Annotated in this window: 19 protein-coding genes and 1 pseudogene; 9 read left to right on the top strand and 11 right to left on the bottom strand. The window is 73.2% G+C overall.

The genetic code is table 11. The annotated features are described in order from the left end of the window. The first annotated feature begins 200 nt into the window (after positions 1-200). Positions 201-1568 carry an ABC transporter substrate-binding protein gene (locus Cpa01nite_RS06400; protein WP_203667912.1) on the top strand — a complete coding sequence of 456 codons (1368 nt, stop codon included), beginning with the start codon at positions 201-203 and terminating at the stop codon, positions 1566-1568. Between the two features lie 74 nt (positions 1569-1642). On the opposite strand, the gene Cpa01nite_RS06405 is transcribed toward Cpa01nite_RS06400, so the two are convergent. Beyond that, on the bottom strand, positions 1643-2077 hold the full coding sequence (locus tag Cpa01nite_RS06405) for a nucleoside deaminase (RefSeq protein ID WP_203667982.1): 435 nt from the start codon (positions 2075-2077) through the stop codon (positions 1643-1645). Positions 2078-2200: 123 nt separating this feature from the next. Between Cpa01nite_RS06405 and upp the strand changes: the two genes are divergently transcribed. The 3 genes from upp to Cpa01nite_RS06420 all read left to right on the top strand — a co-directional run bounded on the left by upp (position 2201) and on the right by Cpa01nite_RS06420 (position 4566). Further along, positions 2201-2836: a uracil phosphoribosyltransferase gene (upp, locus tag Cpa01nite_RS06410; RefSeq protein ID WP_203667913.1), complete on the top strand. Its 636-nt coding sequence runs from the start codon at positions 2201-2203 to the stop codon at positions 2834-2836. Positions 2837-3103: 267 nt separating this feature from the next. Continuing rightward, the gene (locus tag Cpa01nite_RS06415) at positions 3104-3469 is read left to right on the top strand and encodes a hypothetical protein (RefSeq protein ID WP_203667914.1); all 366 of its coding nucleotides are present in this window, start codon (positions 3104-3106) and stop codon (positions 3467-3469) included. Between the two features lie 431 nt (positions 3470-3900). Continuing rightward, complete coding sequence (locus Cpa01nite_RS06420; protein ID WP_203667915.1) at positions 3901-4566, top strand: SDR family oxidoreductase; 666 nt, start codon at positions 3901-3903, stop codon at positions 4564-4566. Positions 4567-4650: 84 nt separating this feature from the next. Here Cpa01nite_RS06420 and Cpa01nite_RS06425 read toward each other — a convergent pair whose 3' ends face one another. The 4 genes from Cpa01nite_RS06425 to Cpa01nite_RS06440 form a co-directional block, all read right to left on the bottom strand. Further along, entirely contained in the window at positions 4651-5133 is a 483-nt protein-coding gene (locus tag Cpa01nite_RS06425; protein WP_203667916.1) for a TM2 domain-containing protein, read from the bottom strand. Positions 5134-5311: 178 nt separating this feature from the next. Beyond that, positions 5312-5611: a DUF1540 domain-containing protein gene (locus Cpa01nite_RS06430; protein ID WP_203667917.1), complete on the bottom strand. Its 300-nt coding sequence runs from the start codon at positions 5609-5611 to the stop codon at positions 5312-5314. Positions 5612-5790: 179 nt separating this feature from the next. Beyond that, positions 5791-7113, bottom strand: coding sequence for a YihY/virulence factor BrkB family protein (locus Cpa01nite_RS06435; protein WP_203667918.1), 1323 nt, complete (start codon positions 7111-7113; stop codon positions 5791-5793). A 52-nt stretch (positions 7114-7165) separates the two neighbouring features. Further along, a complete protein-coding gene (locus tag Cpa01nite_RS06440) occupies positions 7166-7621 on the bottom strand; it encodes an SAM-dependent methyltransferase (protein WP_203667919.1) in 456 nt (151 codons plus the stop codon). A 147-nt stretch (positions 7622-7768) separates the two neighbouring features. Between Cpa01nite_RS06440 and Cpa01nite_RS06445 the strand changes: the two genes are divergently transcribed. After that, entirely contained in the window at positions 7769-8398 is a 630-nt protein-coding gene (locus Cpa01nite_RS06445; protein WP_203667920.1) for a DedA family protein, read from the top strand. A 12-nt stretch (positions 8399-8410) separates the two neighbouring features. Here the strand turns inward: Cpa01nite_RS06445 and Cpa01nite_RS06450 are convergent, their stop codons facing one another. After that, complete coding sequence (locus Cpa01nite_RS06450) at positions 8411-9031, bottom strand: Type 1 glutamine amidotransferase-like domain-containing protein (protein ID WP_239068588.1); 621 nt, start codon at positions 9029-9031, stop codon at positions 8411-8413. Positions 9032-9124: 93 nt separating this feature from the next. Between Cpa01nite_RS06450 and Cpa01nite_RS06455 the strand changes: the two are divergent. The 3 genes and pseudogenes from Cpa01nite_RS06455 to Cpa01nite_RS06465 form a co-directional block, all read left to right on the top strand. Beyond that, positions 9125-9613, top strand: a pseudogene (locus Cpa01nite_RS06455) (orotidine 5'-phosphate decarboxylase / HUMPS family protein); the annotation flags it as partial. Between the two features lie 2 nt (positions 9614-9615). Continuing rightward, the gene (locus Cpa01nite_RS06460; RefSeq protein ID WP_203667922.1) at positions 9616-9963 is read left to right on the top strand and encodes a PadR family transcriptional regulator; all 348 of its coding nucleotides are present in this window, start codon (positions 9616-9618) and stop codon (positions 9961-9963) included. Then, positions 9960-10334 carry a YdbT family protein gene (locus Cpa01nite_RS06465; RefSeq protein ID WP_203667923.1) on the top strand — a complete coding sequence of 125 codons (375 nt, stop codon included), beginning with the start codon at positions 9960-9962 and terminating at the stop codon, positions 10332-10334. The genes Cpa01nite_RS06460 and Cpa01nite_RS06465 overlap by 4 nt, the downstream gene beginning before the upstream one ends. A 53-nt stretch (positions 10335-10387) precedes the next feature. Here the strand turns inward: Cpa01nite_RS06465 and Cpa01nite_RS06470 are convergent, their stop codons facing one another. After that, a complete protein-coding gene (locus Cpa01nite_RS06470) occupies positions 10388-10861 on the bottom strand; it encodes a hypothetical protein (protein WP_203667924.1) in 474 nt (157 codons plus the stop codon). A gap of 285 nt (positions 10862-11146) precedes the next feature. Here Cpa01nite_RS06470 and Cpa01nite_RS06475 point away from each other — a divergent pair, with 285 nt between their 5' ends. Beyond that, entirely contained in the window at positions 11147-11440 is a 294-nt protein-coding gene (locus tag Cpa01nite_RS06475; protein ID WP_203667925.1) for a LysR family transcriptional regulator, read from the top strand. 158 nt (positions 11441-11598) lie between these two features. Here Cpa01nite_RS06475 and nrdF read toward each other — a convergent pair whose 3' ends face one another. The 4 genes from nrdF to nrdH form a co-directional block, all read right to left on the bottom strand. Next, positions 11599-12573, bottom strand: coding sequence for a class 1b ribonucleoside-diphosphate reductase subunit beta (gene nrdF / locus Cpa01nite_RS06480; protein WP_203667926.1), 975 nt, complete (start codon positions 12571-12573; stop codon positions 11599-11601). A 134-nt stretch (positions 12574-12707) separates the two neighbouring features. Further along, a complete protein-coding gene (nrdE, locus tag Cpa01nite_RS06485) occupies positions 12708-14852 on the bottom strand; it encodes a class 1b ribonucleoside-diphosphate reductase subunit alpha (protein WP_203667927.1) in 2145 nt (714 codons plus the stop codon). Continuing rightward, the gene (nrdI, locus tag Cpa01nite_RS06490) at positions 14849-15265 is read right to left on the bottom strand and encodes a class Ib ribonucleoside-diphosphate reductase assembly flavoprotein NrdI (RefSeq protein WP_158370664.1); all 417 of its coding nucleotides are present in this window, start codon (positions 15263-15265) and stop codon (positions 14849-14851) included. The genes nrdE and nrdI overlap by 4 nt, the downstream gene beginning before the upstream one ends. 81 nt (positions 15266-15346) lie before the next feature. After that, positions 15347-15592 (bottom strand): glutaredoxin-like protein NrdH, encoded by a 246-nt coding sequence (gene nrdH, locus Cpa01nite_RS06495; RefSeq protein WP_147795259.1) that lies wholly within the window; start codon positions 15590-15592, stop codon positions 15347-15349. Positions 15593-16080 lie beyond the last annotated feature (488 nt).

Below are 16080 nucleotides of genomic sequence, written 5' to 3' on the forward strand. Positions count from 1 at the left end.
ATCGCTACGGGTTCACGTCCACGGTGATCACGCCGCCGACAGGCGTGATCACTCCGTGATCCCTAGGGTCTTGTCGCAGACGAGGCCTCTGTTCTACCGTCCGATGTGGGAAGGTTTTCAGATCCTCGGCACCGCCGCCGAGGGCTCTCCCGCGGACCGGCGACGACGCCGGCCCGCCGGCCGAGGAAGGGAAGACGTTCATGAGGAAGAGCCGCCGGGCCGCGATCGCCCTGCTGCCGATCACCGCGCTCGCCCTGGCCGCCTGCAGCTCGGGCGGCGGCGACGAGGGCGCCAGCGGATCCACCGACTTCACCACCGAGGCCTCGGGCACGCTCAACGCCTGGGGCTTCGAGAACGCCGACGACGTCGGCACCTCCCGCCTGGACTACGCGGCCGAGCAGCTGTCCGACGTCGAGGTCGAGCTCGACGCCACCGCGTTCGACGCGCAGAAGTTCACGACCCGGCTCGCCTCCGGCGACGTCCCGGACGTGGTGCAGATGGACCGTCGGTACGTCACCACGTACGCGGCCCAGGACCTCATCATGCCGCTGGACGCCTGCTACAGCGCCCACGACGTCGACCCGGACGAGCAGTACTACCCCTCGGTCGTCGACGACGTGCGCTACGGCGACCAGGTCTGGGCGGTGCCGCAGTTCTACCAGCCGCCGGCCATCATCCTGAACAAGCGGGTCATGGACGCCGCCGGCGTCACCGCCGACCAGATCGACACGTCGCAGCCCGACGTGCTGGTCGCGGCGATCGAGACGATGTACGCCGAGAGCGGCGGCGTCCCCACCACGCTCGGCCTCGACCCGCAGGCGACCGGCCAGGGCGGCCTGTGGATCCTCGGCCAGGGCGGCCAGCTCACCGACGCGGAAGGCCGGCCGACGCTGGACGACCCGTCCAACGTCGCGGGCATCGAGCTGCTCAAGCAGATCACCGACGCCCAGGGCGGCTTCGCCAAGGTCAAGTCGTTCACCGACTCGTTCGACACGTTCGGCGACAACAACCAGTACGTCACCGACCAGGTCGGTGCGCAGGTCAACGCCCAGTGGTACCCGAACGTGCTCGGCGCCTACGTCGGCCAGATCGAGATCGAGGCGGTGCCGTTCCGCGACCAGGACGGCGAGCCGTTCTCCGTCGCCTCCGGCACCGCCTTCGTCATCCCGGCGGGCGCGCAGAACAAGGACGCCGCCTGCGCCTGGATGCTGAACCTGACCTCGCAGGACGCGTGGATGGCGGCCGGTGAGGCCCGCGCCGACACCATCGCCTCCGACGGCGGCATCAACACCGGCCTGTTCACCGGCTCGCCGGCGGCCGACCAGGCGATCCGCGAGCAGTACGTCACCGAGACCGGCGACGCCGGCTTCGACCAGGTCATCTCGACCTTCTACGACGTCGTGGACTACGGGAAGACCTTCGGGTCCTCGCCCGCCGGCCAGGACATCCAGAACGAGCTGAACAACGCCATCACCGCGGCGCTGCTCGGCGACAAGACGCCCGAGGAGGCGCTGGCCGACGCCCAGACCGCCGCGCAGCGGGCGTACGACAACGTGACGGGCGGCTGAGCGAGCCGCACGGGACGACACGAGGGGCCTTGCGCGGAGTCGACCGCGCGGGGCCCCTCGTCATCCGTGCCGGGTCAGGCGCGGTGCTGCGCGAAGAACTCGCGCAGCACCGCGCCGCACTCCTCCTCGCGCACCCCCCCGACGACCTCGACCCGGTGGTTCAGCCGGGAGTCGCGCACGACGTCCCACTGCGAGCCGCACGCCCCCGCCTTCGGGTCCCACGCGCCGAGGACGAGCCGCGGCACCCGCGCCAGCACGGTCGCCCCCGCGCACATCAGGCACGGCTCCAGCGTGACCACCAGCGTGCAGTCGTCCAGCCGCCACCGGCCGAGCGCGTCGGACGCCGCGCGCAGCGCCAGGACCTCCGCGTGCGCGGTGGGGTCGCCGTCGGCCTCGCGGCGGTTGCGGCCCGCGCCGACGACCTCGCCGCCCGGGCCGAGCACCACGGCGCCCACGGGCACGTCGCCGGTCGCCGCGCACGCCGCGGCCTCGGTCAGGGCCAGGCCCATGGCGGTCAGGTCGTCGGGGCGCGCGAACATGCGGCCCATCCTCGCGCACGGCCCGGTGGTGTCCCCCGTCACCCCGGACCGTCCGCGGCGTCCGGCCCGGGCCGCGCACGGTAGGTTGACCCCATGCGCCTGCACGTCGCCGACCACCCGCTCGTCGCCCACAAGCTGTCGGTGCTCCGGAACAAGGACACGTCGTCCCCCACGTTCCGCAAGCTCGTCGACGAGCTGGTGACCCTGCTGGCCTACGAGGCGACCCGCGACGTGCGCACCGAGCCCGTCGAGGTCGTGACCCCGGTCGCCACCACCACCGGCGTGAAGATCGCCGAGCCGCTGCCGCTGGTCGTCCCGATCCTGCGCGCCGGCCTCGGCATGCTCGACGGCATGACCCGTCTGATGCCGACCGCCGAGGTCGGCTTCCTGGGCATGCAGCGCGACGAGGAGACGCTCGAGGCGATCACCTACGCCAACCGCCTGCCCGAGGACCTCACCGGCCGGCAGTGCTTCCTGGTCGACCCGATGCTCGCCACCGGCGGCACGCTGGTCGCGGCGATCGACTACCTGTTCGCCCGCGGCGCCCGCGACGTCACGGCCGTGTGCCTGCTCGCCGCGCCCGAGGGTCTCGAGGTCGTCGAGAAGGCGGTCGGCGACCGCGGCGACGTGACCGTGGTGGTCGCGGCCGTCGACGAGCGGCTCGACGAGAACGCCTACATCATCCCGGGCCTCGGCGACGCCGGCGACCGGCTGTACGGCGTCGTCTGACGCCGGCCGCGGGGCCCTGCAGCCCTGCCGCCGGCCGCGGTCATCCGGTCTCGGCCGCTGAGACCCCCGCGGGAATCCCCTTGGCCCCCGCCGCCGCGGCTGCCACCATCGGGGGCGTGCCGCTCCACCGCTACCCGACCCACGCCGCCCCGGCGTCCGTCGGCGTGCGCCCGGGAGCCCGCCGCACGCGCTGTCGGTCCTGACGCCCCGCGTCCCCCGACCACCCGCGACCGCCTCGCGGTCCCCGCGCCCACCTCGGAGCATCCCGTGGCCCGACCCCGCACCGCCGCCGCCCCGCCCGCCGTCCCCGCCGCCGCCCGCCGGCGGACGCCCGCGCTCGAGCCGGCCCTCGCGCGCCCCGCGCCCGGCGCCGGTCCCGGCGGCCGGGCCGGCTTCGTCCTGTACGTCGGCCTGCAGGGCGACGGCCCCGGGCTCGACGCGGAGCACGCCGCCGACCTCGCCGAGGTCGCCGAGGCGCTGCGCGACCTCGCCCGCGACCTGCTGCCCACCGCCGAGACGTTCACCGCGCTGTCCCTGGTGCCCGGCACGGGCGGGCGCGAGGACGACGTGCAGAGCATCCGCGGACGGCTCGCCGGTCTCCGGCCGCTGGACGCCTCGGCCGAGACCGCCTGACCGGGCGCGGCCGGTCAGGTCCGGGCGCGCGGGATCCGGCCTCGACCACCCAGCCGGGACGGGACGCGCCCCTCAGCGCGCGGCTGAGTGGTCGCGCCGGCTCGCTCCGGCGCCCCTCACCGCGGTCGCGAGTGCCACCCAACTTCGACCCGGTCGCTACCCATCGGTCTGCCCAGCGGGCTTGCGCGGCCGTAGCGTGGTGCGTGCGACGACCACCGCAGCCCGGCCCTCGGGTCCGGGGCGCGGCGGTCCGCAGTCGTCCGGCGTTCGCCCCCCTGGCGTCGGACGACGCGGTCGGTTCCCGGGCCGAGCACGACAAGGCCCCCTGCCAGGCCCGGGGACCGGCCACCCGACGTGCGGCGCGCAGCGCGCCGCACCCGCGGCCCGGGCAGCGGGTGCGGCTCCCGGGCCGCGCTCCTACCGTGGGTGGCATGCGCATCGCCATCGCCGGAGGCCACGGTCAGATCGCCCGCCGCTTGAGCAGGCAGCTCGCGGAGCGGGGTGACACGCCGCTCGCGATCGTGCGGAACCCCGAGCACGTCGCGGACGTCGAGGCGGACGGCGCCACCGCTGTGCTGCTCGACCTCGAGTCCGCGGACGCCGCCGAGCTCGCGGCCCAGCTCTCGGACGCCGACGCGGTGGTGTTCGCCGCCGGCGCCGGCCCGGGCAGCGGCGCGGCCCGCAAGGACACCGTCGACCGCGGCGCCGCCGCGCTGCTCGCCGACGCGGCGCAGCAGGCCGGGGTCCGGCGCTACCTGCTCGTGTCCTCGGTCGGCGCGGGCGCCGAGCCGCCGGAGGGCACCGACGAGACGTTCGTCGTGTACCTGCGCGCGAAGACCGCCGCCGAGGAGGACCTGCGCGCCCGCGACCTCGACTGGACGATCCTGCGGCCGGGCGGCCTGACCGACGATGCCGGCACCGGGCACGTCCGCCTGGGCGCCGAGGTGCCGCACGGGCAGGTGCCGCGCGACGACGTGGCGGCCGTGCTGGTCGCCCTGCTGGACGAGCCGCGCACCGCCGGCCTGGTCCTGGAGCTGTCCGAGGGCGCCACGCCGATCGCGGCGGCCGTGGCCGCGGCGACCGAGCGCGAGGACTGACGGTCCCGAGCCCTCGAGTGGAAGATCTGGCCCGACACGCTTCGGCGTGTCGGGCCAGATCGTCCACTCGTCCCGGGTCGGGGGTCAGCGGAGTCGGCGGCCGTGCTGGTCGTACCCGCCCGAGGACAGCAGCACGATGCCGTCGACGACCGACCAGATCCAGATGGCCGGGGCGATGACGAACCCGACGAGCACCACCATGAGCGCGGCACCGAGGAAGAACCCGAGCAGCTGCGCCAGCCCGATCCCGACCTGCCCGGCGTAGAGCCGCCCGACGCCGCAGACGCCCGCGAACGGCAGCAGCAGCTGCAGCAGGCCCGCGGTCGTCCGCGACTTGTCGGACCAGGGGCGGCCGGTGGCCGGGTCGACGCCGGCGTACGCCGCGGGCGGGTAGCCGGCGGCCGCGTACCGCGCGTCGTACGGCACCGGCGCGCCGTACCCGTACGGCTGCTGGCCGGCGTACGGGTCCTGACCCGCGTACGGGTCCTGCCCCGCGTACGGCTGCTGCCCGGCGTACGGGTCCGCGGCGTACGGGTCCTGCGGGTACGGCTGCTGCTGGTCGCTCATGCCCCGGACGCTATCGCGGCCGGTCCCGCCCCTTCGTGGGCCGTCGGGCCCTCGGGGACGGGCCGGCGGACGCAGCGCGGCCCCGCCCCCGGGCGAGGGGGACGGGGCCGTCGACCGTCCTGGGCAGCCGCGCGCGCCGGGGCGGAGCTGGGGGGCTCGCCGGCGCGGGGCCTCGGGCTCAGGCCGGGCTGTAGGTGAGGCAGTCGGCCAGGTCGTGGCCGGCGCCGACCCGCACGGCGTCCGCCGCGCAGGTGAGGTGCTCGTTGTGCGTGCAGTCGGTGCGCTGGCAGGCGCCGACGTGCGAGACCACGCGGTCGAGCCCGCCCTTGACGTTCAGCGGGATGAACGTCGCGCACTTCGCGTCACCGGCGGAACCGGCGATCGTGATGGCGGCGGCGCTGCAGGCGTGCTCGTGGTTGTACGAGCAGCCGTCGACCGAACACTCGGAGACGGGCGGCTGGTCCATCAGCGTGCTCATCGGGACCTCCAGGACAGGGGCGGCTGGTTCCTACCCTCTCGACGGTAGAGCGCATTTCCCGGGCCCGCCAGAAAGGAAGGCCTGGCTCACTCGCGTCGCCGCAGGTCAGGGGCGTGGGCGGGCAGAAAAATGCTTGTCAGGTCGCGTCCCGGCGACCCCACGGCGACATATCCCGGCAATTACGTGACGACCTCGTCGCGCAATTCCTCGGCCCCTTGCCGGTCCCTCCCCGCGTCGCGCCGGCCGGGCGACCCGTCCCGCGCCCGGCGCCCCTGCGTCCGCGCGGCGTCGACCTCCGCGTTGAGCACGCCGCCGAGCAGCACGGCGATGCTCGACAGCCAGATCCACAGCGCACCGGCCAGCACCAGGCCGAGCATCTGCGCGGCCGCCCGGACCACGGCCGCGCTGCCGGCGTCGGCGCCGGGCGTCTCCGGGACCGCCACCGCGACGTACGCCACGAACCCGCTCGACACCAGGAGGACCCCGAGCGTGCCGACGACCGCGCCCGGCAGGCACCGGCGCCAGGTGCTCACGACGTTCGGCGCGTAGCGGTACAGCAGGGTGAGGAAGGCGCCGCCGAGCGCGAGCACCGCCGGCCAGCGCAGCACCGACCACGCCGCGCGGAACGCGTCCCCGAGGCCGAGCCGGGTCGCGATCCCCTCGCCGCCGCCGAGCAGCGGGCCGACCACGACCAGCAGCAGCACGGTGACGAGCGTGACGAGGGCGCCGACCGTGAACGCGAACCCGAGCAGGTACTGCGTCACCACGTTCTGCCGGGACGCCACCCGGTACGCGTCGTCCAGGGCGCGCACCGCCGCCCGGAACACCCGGCTGGCCAGGTAGAGGGTCACGAGGAGAGCGCCGAGGGCGAACCCGCCGCGCTGCTCGTCCAGCAGCCCGTCGACCAGCGGCGCCAGCACGTCGCTCGCGACCTGCTGCGCGAACACCGTCGCCAGCCCGTCGACCACCCCGGCGCGGATCTGCTCGACCTCGTCGTCGCCCAGCAGCGGGCGCAGGTAGCCGAGGCTGGCCCCGAGGGCGGTCGCGATCGGCACCAGGGAGATCAGCGCGTAGTAGGTCATCTCCGCCGCGAGGCCGGTGATCCGCACCTCCCCTGCCCGCACGACCGAGCGCACCCCGAGCGCCGCGACGCCCCAGCCGCGGACGGTGAGCGGGTGCCGGTCCGCGAGCGCCACCGCGCGGTCCGCGAGGGACGGGTCGCCGGCGTGCCGGGCGCGGCGCCGCGCGACCCGGGGCCGCACCGCCCCGACCAGCGCCCCGGCGGCGGCGATCGCCAGCACCCCGGCGGCCACCGCCGCGGCCGCGGCGAGCACGACCCGGCCTGCGCTCTCCCCCACCCCTGCGAGCGCGAGCCCGACGACGCCCGCAGCGGTCCAGGCGAGGATCGTCGTCGCGGGGACGGGCAGCCGGTCGCGCACCCACGGCACCCGCCGGGACGCGACGGCGACCGCGAGGCCGGCGAGCACGAGGACGACGAGCACGAGCGCCTCAGGCCGGGCCGGTGGCGTGCGCGGTGGTCGTCATCCCGCGACCCTACGGGGCGCCGGCCGCCGGGGCGTGGCCGTCGAGCCGGACCACGGCGAGCGGGTCGCCGGTGTCGACGAGAAGCACCCCGCCGGGGACCAGGGCCGCGCGCAGGCAGCCGAGCGCCGGGCCTCGCAACCGCGGGTGCCGGCCGTCGAGGGCGCCGACCCGGCAGGCGAACGCCAGGTCGAACGGCGCGGTGCCGGGCGGGAGCGCGAAGTCCTCGACGGGCGCGCACAGCGTCGACAGCCGCCCGGCCTCGACCAGCGCGCGGCAGGCCTCCCGCGTCCGCGCGATCCCGGCCTCGGACCGGTCCAGCACCAGGACGTGGCCGCCCGGGCCGACGCGCTCGGCGACCTCGCGCGCCGCCGCACCGGGCGCGCCGCCGACCTCGAGGACGCGCAGGCCGGGCCGCAGCGGGAGGGCGTCGACGACGCCGCGCAGGCGGGGGGAGAGCTCGGGCATGGTCGGCCTCCTGCGCGTCCTCGGCGTCGCGTGCGGGTAGGCGGCACCGTGCCGCCCGGGGGAGCGCCCGGTCAAGAGGCGGACGTCACGCCGCCCGGCCCCGCTCCGTCGTCCCACGACTCACGCGCCCGGGCGGATACTGGTCGCGTGCACCTCCTCGACCCCGGCGCCCTGCTCGGGGCGTTCGGGGTCGCCGGGATCTTCGTGGTCCTCCTGCTGGAGACCGGCCTGCTCATCGGGTTCCTGCTCCCCGGCGACACCCTCCTGCTGGCCGCGGGCGTGCTCAGCGCCGGCCCGGCGCACACCCTCCCGCTCGGCGGCGTCCTCGTCGCGGCGACCGCGGGCGCGCTGCTCGGCGCCCAGGCGGGCTACGCGCTGGGGCGCGCGGGTGGTCGCTGGGTGCTCCGGTCGTCTCCCGAGGGCCGACTGCGGGCGGCGCTCGACCGCTCGGGCGCGATGGTGGAGCGGTACGGGACCGCGCGCACGATCGTGCTCGCGCGGTTCGTCCCGGTGGTCCGGACGGTGATCAACCCGCTCGCCGGCATGACCCGGGTGCCGCTGCGCACGTTCACCGTGTGGCAGGTCGTCGGCGGTGCGGTGTGGGCGTGCGCGATCCCGCTGGCCGGGTGGGCGCTCGGCACCCGCGTGCCGGGGCTCGAGCGGTACGTGACCGGGCTCGTCGTCGTCGCGGTCGGTGCCACGGTGGTCACGAGCCTCGCGCAGTGGCTGCGCACGCGCGGGGCCCGGCGGGGCGCGGCCGGCCCCGCGGACGGCTGACCCGGCGCGGCGTCAGGCCGACTCGACGACCTTCCAGCCCGGCCCCGTGATCAGCAGCGCCTCGTCGTCGCACAGCGGCACCAGCTCGTGGTCCGACCCGAACCGGTCCAGCGTCCGGCCGATGAGCTCGAGCGGGTACGGCGGCAGCTTGCCGTCGGCGTGCGGCACCACGACCGCGTCCGTGAGGCCGAGCCCGCGCCGGTCGGTCAGCCCGGGCGCCTCGGCGGGGTCGTCCATGAGCGTCGCGGGCTCGGTGCTCGGGCCGGCGACGATCGACCCGGCGCTGGACCCGATGTACGGCAGGCCGGCGCGGACCCGCTCGGCGACCAGCGCGTCCGCCCCGGAGGTCCGCAGCGCGTCCAGCAGGGCGAACGTGTTCCCGCCCGCGACGTACAGCGCGTCGACGCCGTCGAGCGCGCGCGCCACCTCCGCGGCGGCGGAGCCCGTCAGCCGCACGTCGACGACGGCGTGGCCCAGCGCGGCGACCCGCTCGCGCTCGGCCACGGCCCACCACGCGCCGGCGTCCGCGCGGGCGGCGTCGGGGACGTAGCCGATCGTCAGCGGGCGGTCCGTCGGGGCGTGCGCGGCGAGGAACGCGGGCACGGCGCCCTGGCCGAGGGAGAGCAGCAGCATGGCGGTCACGGTCGCGACGGTACGCGGTGGGGGTGACGCGCGCGGCCTGGCCCAGGCCCGTCGGCTCGCCGCGACCGACCGCTCGCGCCGCCGGCCCACCCGGACAAGATCGTGTTCGCCGACCTCAAGACGATGGACGCCGGCGAGCTCGAGGCCGACATCGCGTTCGGCGAGGGCGCCGACCTCGTCACGGTGCTCGGCACCGCGGGCGACAGCACGATCGTCGGCGCCGTCGCGGCCGCGCCGAAGCACGGCAAGGGCGTCGTCGTGGACCTCATCGGGGTCGCGGACAAGCCCGCCCGCGCCCGCGAGGTCGTGGCGCTCGGCGCCGAGTTCGTCGAGATGCACGCCGGCCTCGACGAGCAGGCCGAGCCCGGCTTCAGCCTCGACACCCTCCCGCGGGCCGGCGAGGCCGCCGGGGTGCCGTTCTCGGTGGCCGGCGGCGTCAGCGCCGGCTCGGTCGCCGCGGTGCAGGCCGCCGGCGCTCGCACCGCGGTCGCGGGCAGCCTCACCCACGTCGGACGACGTATCGGACGCCCACCGGGGGGTAGACGCCGCACCATAGGTAGTGCCACTATCTAGGTGTGGCACTGATCGACTGGCGTTCCGAGCTCTCCCGCGGTGCACTGCCGTACGGGGCTCTCGCCGCGCTCTCTTCGCAGCCGCGTCACGGGTACGAGCTCATGACGCTGCTCCGGAGCGCCGGGTTCGCCCGGCTGCAGGGCGGCACGCTCTACCCGCTGCTCCGACGCCTGGAGGAGCAGCGGCTGATCAGCCACGAGTGGGACACCTCGGCATCCGGCCCCGCCCGGAAGGTCTTCGCCCTGACGGAGCTCGGCACCACGGAGCTCCACCACGCCCGCGGAGCCTGGGCCGAGGTCACCCGCGCCCTCGACTCGTTGCACCGACCAGCAGGGGAGGCTCCACGGTGAGCTACACGAGAAGGCTGACACTCGCGCTGCGCTCCCGCGGCGCCGATGAGGCGCTCATCGCCGACGTCGTCCGCGAGGCCGAGAGCCTCCGGATGCACGACGCGGCTCTCGAGGTGGAGCTCGGGGCTCCCGAGCAGTACGCCGCCGCGCTCGTCCCCGAGAGCCCGCGCCGGAGGAAGGCAGGTCCCCTGATCGTCGCCGGGCTGGTCGCGGCCGGCCTCTGGCTCGTCGCGGTCGTCGTCGGCGGCGCGATCGGCTGGGACGTCCGGGACGCCATGGGACCCCTGGTTCTCGTTCCGGCCGTCGTGCTGGCCGGCGCGGGCGTCGTGGCCCAGTTCGTCAGCGACTACGCCCGCCGCCCCCGCGGCTGACCGGTCCGCCCGGGGTCCCGGGCGGACCGGTCAGCCGGTCGCGGATCGCCGGCTCAGATCCCGATGATCCACCGGATCGCGTCGTAGATCGCCGAGGCCGACACCCCGCCGAAGAGCGTCTTGACCCAGCCAGGGACCGACGTGTTCCACCAGTTCACGAAGGCCGTCCGGCCGTTGTTCACGTAGCGGATGATGTTGTTGTACCAGGTGGTGCTGGTGCGCTTGACGACCTCCAGCGCGGCCTTGACGGCGAGGCGCACCGCGATCGGGATGGCGGTGGTGCTCGCCCCGCCGCCGTCGCCCAGGGCCGGCGTCGGGGCCGGGAGCTGCACGGGGGACGGGGTCGGCGGCGTCGGCGCCGTCGACCCGAGACCTGCCGCGACGCTCGACGCCACCGCGGTGGACGCGACGGGGGCCGAGGTCCGGGCCGGGGTGGTCGCGGTGGCGGCCTGGCCCGACGCCAGCATGAGCGTCCCGGCGAGCGCCGTGGTCACGATCCCGGCGGTGACTCGATTGCGGATCTTCACGTTCTTCTCCCTGCGTCCGGCGCCCCCTCCTCGGTGCGCTCGTACGCAGCCTCACGGGCCCCCGGCTGCCAGCGGAACACGGTTGCGGAGATCCCGAAGGGCTCGCGAACCGGCAGGCAGGTCGGCGCTCCGGTGGTAACGGAACGGTTCTCGCGCGGCACCGCCGCCGGCGGACGGCACCGACGACGCCGAGCCTTCGGGATGATCGAAGGCCGACGAGCCAGGCGGATGACATGGGATCATGACTCCTGCAACACGAACGATGACCATGCACACGGGGGGCTCGTGCATCTGTCCATCACCCACCTGGCGACGTTCCTCGCGGTGGTCCAGCACGGTTCGATGACGACCGCAGCCATCGCGCTGACCTACTCGCTCAGCACGGTGAGCGCGCACGTGACGCACCTCGAGCGCCAGCTGCGCACCCGCCTGCTCCGCAGGACGGCGAACGGCTGCGAGCCGACGGCCGCGGGCCAGCAGGTGGCGGAGAAGGCGGCCGAGCTGCTCGAGGTGCACCGCGACATCGTGGCGGGCGCGAGCGACACGAGGAGCCGTCCCGTGGACGCCTCCATCGCCTGACGCCGCCCGAGGCGGACGGAGCATGCCCGACCAGCCGGAGCCCGGGCGACCGGACGGGGCGGCCGGCCCCGATGAGGGGTCACGGGACCCGACGACGAACGCCCCGCCGAGCGCGGGGCTCGACGGGGCGTCGGGGTGCTGCGGGGGTCAGGCCGGGATCAGAAGTCCCAGTCCTCGTCCTCGGTGTTCACGGCCTTGCCGATGACGTACGAGGAGCCCGAGCCGGAGAAGAAGTCGTGGTTCTCGTCGGCGTTCGGGGACAGGGCGGAGAGGATCGCCGGGTTGACGTTCGTCTCGTCCTTCGGGAACAGCGCCTCGTAGCCCAGGTTCATCAGGGCCTTGTTGGCGTTGTACCGGAGGAACGCCTTGACGTCCTCGGTGAGGCCCAGGGGGTCGTACAGGTCCTGGGTGTACTCCACCTCGTTGTCGTACAGCTCGAAGAGCAGCTCGAACGTGTAGTCCTTGAGGTCCTGGCGCTCGGGCTCGGTGAGCTTCTCCAGGCCCTTCTGGAACTTGTAGCCGATGTAGTACCCGTGCACGGCCTCGTCGCGGATGATGAGGCGGATCAGGTCGGCCGTGTTGGTGAGCTTGGCCCGGGACGACCAGTACATCGGCGCGTAGAAGCCCGAGTAGAAGAGGAACGACTCGAGCATGGTCGAGGCGACCTTGCGCTTGAGCGGCTCGTCGCCCCGGTAGTAGTCGAGGACGATCTCGGCCTTGCGCTGCAGGTTCGGGTTCTCCTCCGACCAGCGGAACGCCTCGTCGATCTCGCGCGTGGAGATCAGCGTCGAGAAGATCGACGAGTAGGACTTGGCGTGCACCGACTCCATGAACGCGATGTTGGTGTACACCGCCTCCTCGTGCGGGGTCAGCGCGTCCGGGATGAGCGAGACGGCGCCGACGGTGCCCTGGATCGTGTCGAGCAGGGTCAGGCCCGTGAAGACGCGGGTCGTCATCTGCTTCTCGACGTCCGACAGCGTCGCCCAGGACTGGATGTCGTTCGACACCGGCACCTTCTCGGGGAGCCAGAAGTTGCCGACGAGCCGGTCCCAGACCTCGACGTCCTTCTCGTCCTCGACGCGGTTCCAGTTGATCGCCTGGACCCGGTCGACCAACTTCAGCTTCTCGGCCATCACTGCTCCATGTCGTGTCCGGTGCCGCGCCCTCCGCGGCTCGTGCGGGGCGGTCCCCGCACGGGTCTGCCCCCTATGGTGCACCCTCGCGCGAGCGCGCCGGCCGGGTCAGGACCCGGCCGGCGCACCTCACGTCAGAGCATGCAGGAGACGCAGCCCTCGACCTCGGTGCCCTCGAGCGCCATCTGCCGCAGGCGGATGTAGTAGATCGTCTTGATCCCCTTGCGCCAGGCGTAGATCTGCGCCTTGTTGATGTCGCGCGTGGTGGCGGTGTCCTTGAAGAACAGCGTCAGCGACAGGCCCTGGTCCACGTGCTGGGTGGCCTCGGCGTACGTGTCGATGATCTTCTCGTAGCCGATCTCGTACGCGTCGTCGTAGTACTCCAGGTTGTCGTTCGTCATGAACGGCGCCGGGTAGTACACGCGGCCGAGCTTGCCCTCCTTGCGGATCTCGATCTTCGACGCGATCGGGTGGATCGACGACGTCGAGTTGTTGATGTACGAGATCGAGCCCGTCGGCGGGACCGCCTGCAGGTTCTGGTTGTAGATGCCGTGCTCGCGCACCGACTCCGCCAGCTCCCGCCAGTCGTCCTGCGTCGGGATGTGCACGCCGGCCGTCGCGAACAGCTCGGCGACGCGGGCGGTCTTCGGCACCCAGGTGCCCTCGATGTACTTCTGGAAGTACTCGCCGGTCGCGTACTTCGAGTCCTCGAAGCCGGCGAACGCCTGGCCCCGCTCCTTGGCGAGCAGGTTCGAGGCGCGGATGGCGTGGAAGGCCACCGTGTAGAAGTAGATGTTCGTGAAGTCCAGGCCCTCGTCGGACCCGTAGAAGATCCGCTCGCGCGCCAGGTACCCGTGCAGGTTCATCTGCCCGAGGCCGATGGCGTGGCCGCCGCGGTTCGCCCGCTTCACCGACGGCACCGACTCGATGTCGGTCTGGTCGGACACCGCGGTGAGCGCGCGGATCGCGGTCTCGACCGAGCGGCCGAAATCCGGCGAGTCCATCGCGAGCGCGATGTTCATCGAGCCGAGGTTGCAGGAGATGTCGCGGCCGACGTGGTCGTACGACAGGTCCTCGTTGAAGGTCGACGGCGTCGAGACCTGCAGGATCTCCGAGCACAGGTTCGAGTGCGTGATCTTGCCCTTGATCGGGTTGGCCTTGTTGGCCGTGTCCTCGAACAGGATGTACGGGTAGCCCGACTCGAACTGCAGCTCGGCCAGCGTCTGGAAGAAGTCGCGGGCCTTGATCTTCTGCTTGCGGATCTGGCCGTTGTCGACCATCGCGCGGTAGTTCTCGGAGACGTTCACGTCTGCGAACGGCTTGCCGTAGACGCGCTCGACGTCGTACGGCGAGAACAGGTACATGTCCTCGTTGTTCTTGGCCAGCTCGAACGTGATGTCCGGGATGACGACGCCCAGCGACAGGGTCTTGATGCGGATCTTCTCGTCCGCGTTCTCCCGCTTGGTGTCGAGGAACCGCATGATGTCCGGGTGGTGCGCGTGCAGGTACACCGCACCCGCGCCCTGGCGGGCACCCAGCTGGTTCGCGTAGGAGAAGGAGTCCTCGAGCAGCTTCATCACGGGGATGACGCCGGACGACTGGTTCTCGATGTGCTTGATCGGCGCGCCGTGCTCGCGGATGTTCGACAGCAGCAGGGCCACGCCGCCGCCGCGCTTGGACAGCTGCAGGGCGGAGTTGATGCCGCGCGCGATCGACTCCATGTTGTCCTCGATGCGCAGCAGGAAGCAGGACACGGGCTCGCCGCGCTGCGCCTTGCCGAGGTTGAGGAACGTCGGGGTCGCCGGCTGGAAGCGGCCGGACACGATCTCGTCGACGAGCTGCAGCGCGAAGGTCTCGTCGCCCTCGGCGAGCGCGAGCGACACCATCGCGACGCGGTCCTCGAAGCGCTCCAGGTACCGCTTCCCGTCGAACGTCTTCAGCGTGTACGACGTGTAGTACTTGAACGCGCCGAGGAACGTCTGGAAGCGGAACTTCTTCGAGTACGCGTGCTTGAACAGCCGCTTGATGAAGTCGGCGTCGTACTGCGCCAGGACCTCGGCCTCGTAGTACTTGTTCTCGACCAGGTACTCGAGCTTCTCCTCCAGGTCGTGGAAGAAGACCGTGTTCTGGTTGACGTGCTGCAGGAAGTACTGCCGCGCCGCCTCCCGGTCCTTGTCGAACTGGATCTCGCCGTTCGCGCCGTAGAGGTTCAGCATCGCGTTGAGCGAGTGGTAGTCCATCTCGGGCGTGATGGTGATGACCTCGGTCGCGTCGGTCATGCCGGCGTCGGTGAGTGTCGCTGCCAAAATCGTCCCCATCCCTCTCGGACGCGTCGCACGTCCTCGGTCGTTCCCATGAGCTCGAAGGCGTACAGGTACGGGACCTGGCACTTCGCCGCGATGATGTCTCCGGCCATGCAGTAGTGCGCGCCGAAGTTGGTGTTCCCCGCCGCGATCACGCCGCGGATCAGGGAACGGTTGGTGGCGTCGTTGAGGAACTTGACGACCTGGCGCGGGACCGCGCCGCCCTCGTTGCCGCCGCCGTACGTCGGGACCACCAGCACATAGGGGTCCCGCACGTGCAGGAACGGCTCCGTGGGACGGAGCGGGATCCGCGTGGCGTCGATGTCCAGCTTGTCGACGAACCGGCGGGTGTTCTCCGAGACGGAGGAGAAGTAGACCAGGGAGCTCATCGCCCCACCCCTCCCCCGCCCGGGTGGATCGTGGACCCGTGCGGCCTGGCCGCCCGGGTCACCGGGCGGCGCACGGCCGCGTCAGGCGACGGAGACCGCGGCGCGGTCGGCGAGCGCCTTGATCTGGTCCGGGCGGTAGCCCGACCAGTGGTTGCCGTCAGCCACGACGACCGGGGCCTGCAGGTGGCCGAGGGACATGACGTAGTCACGCGCGTCGGCGTCCTCGGTGATGTCCACGACCTCGTACTGCAGGCCGGCCTTGTCCATGGCGCGGTAGGTCGCGTTGCACTGGACGCAGGACGGCTTGCTGTAGACGGTGATGGTCATCGCTGTCTCCCCGGTGTGAAAAGGCCTGGCTGGTACGTGCGCCCCCGCGCCCGCCCCGCACTGCTGCTGGTGGTGCCGTGGTGCTGTTCTCGGGCCGCCCGGTCCGGGCTGCGGGCGTCTCGTCGACGCCCCGGTGCCTGGTGTCCAGCGGCGAGTCACGACACTACACCTAGTGGTGCGCCCGGCAAGGGACCACAAGGGCTGGTGTTACACACATGTCGTTTCCACAGGCTGTGCACCGCCGTCTGCTGTCCGACTTCATCCACAGGCTACGGGCGACCACTGACACGCGCCCCTGCGTCGGGGCCTGCCCAGGAGGGCGTTCGTCCACAGGTTTCCCCAGGTCGACGCACATGCCCGCGCACATGTGGACGGACGCCGTTTCACCCGCCGCGGCGTGACGCACGTCGCCCGCCGGCGCGGCGCGAGCGGACGCCCAGACCCGGCGTGTCGCGCCCGCACCGGCGTGTCGCGCACCGTGAGGGATC

The organism is Cellulomonas pakistanensis, from assembly GCF_016862755.1.
GTDB classification, from domain to species: Bacteria; Actinomycetota; Actinomycetes; order Actinomycetales; family Cellulomonadaceae; genus Cellulomonas; species Cellulomonas pakistanensis.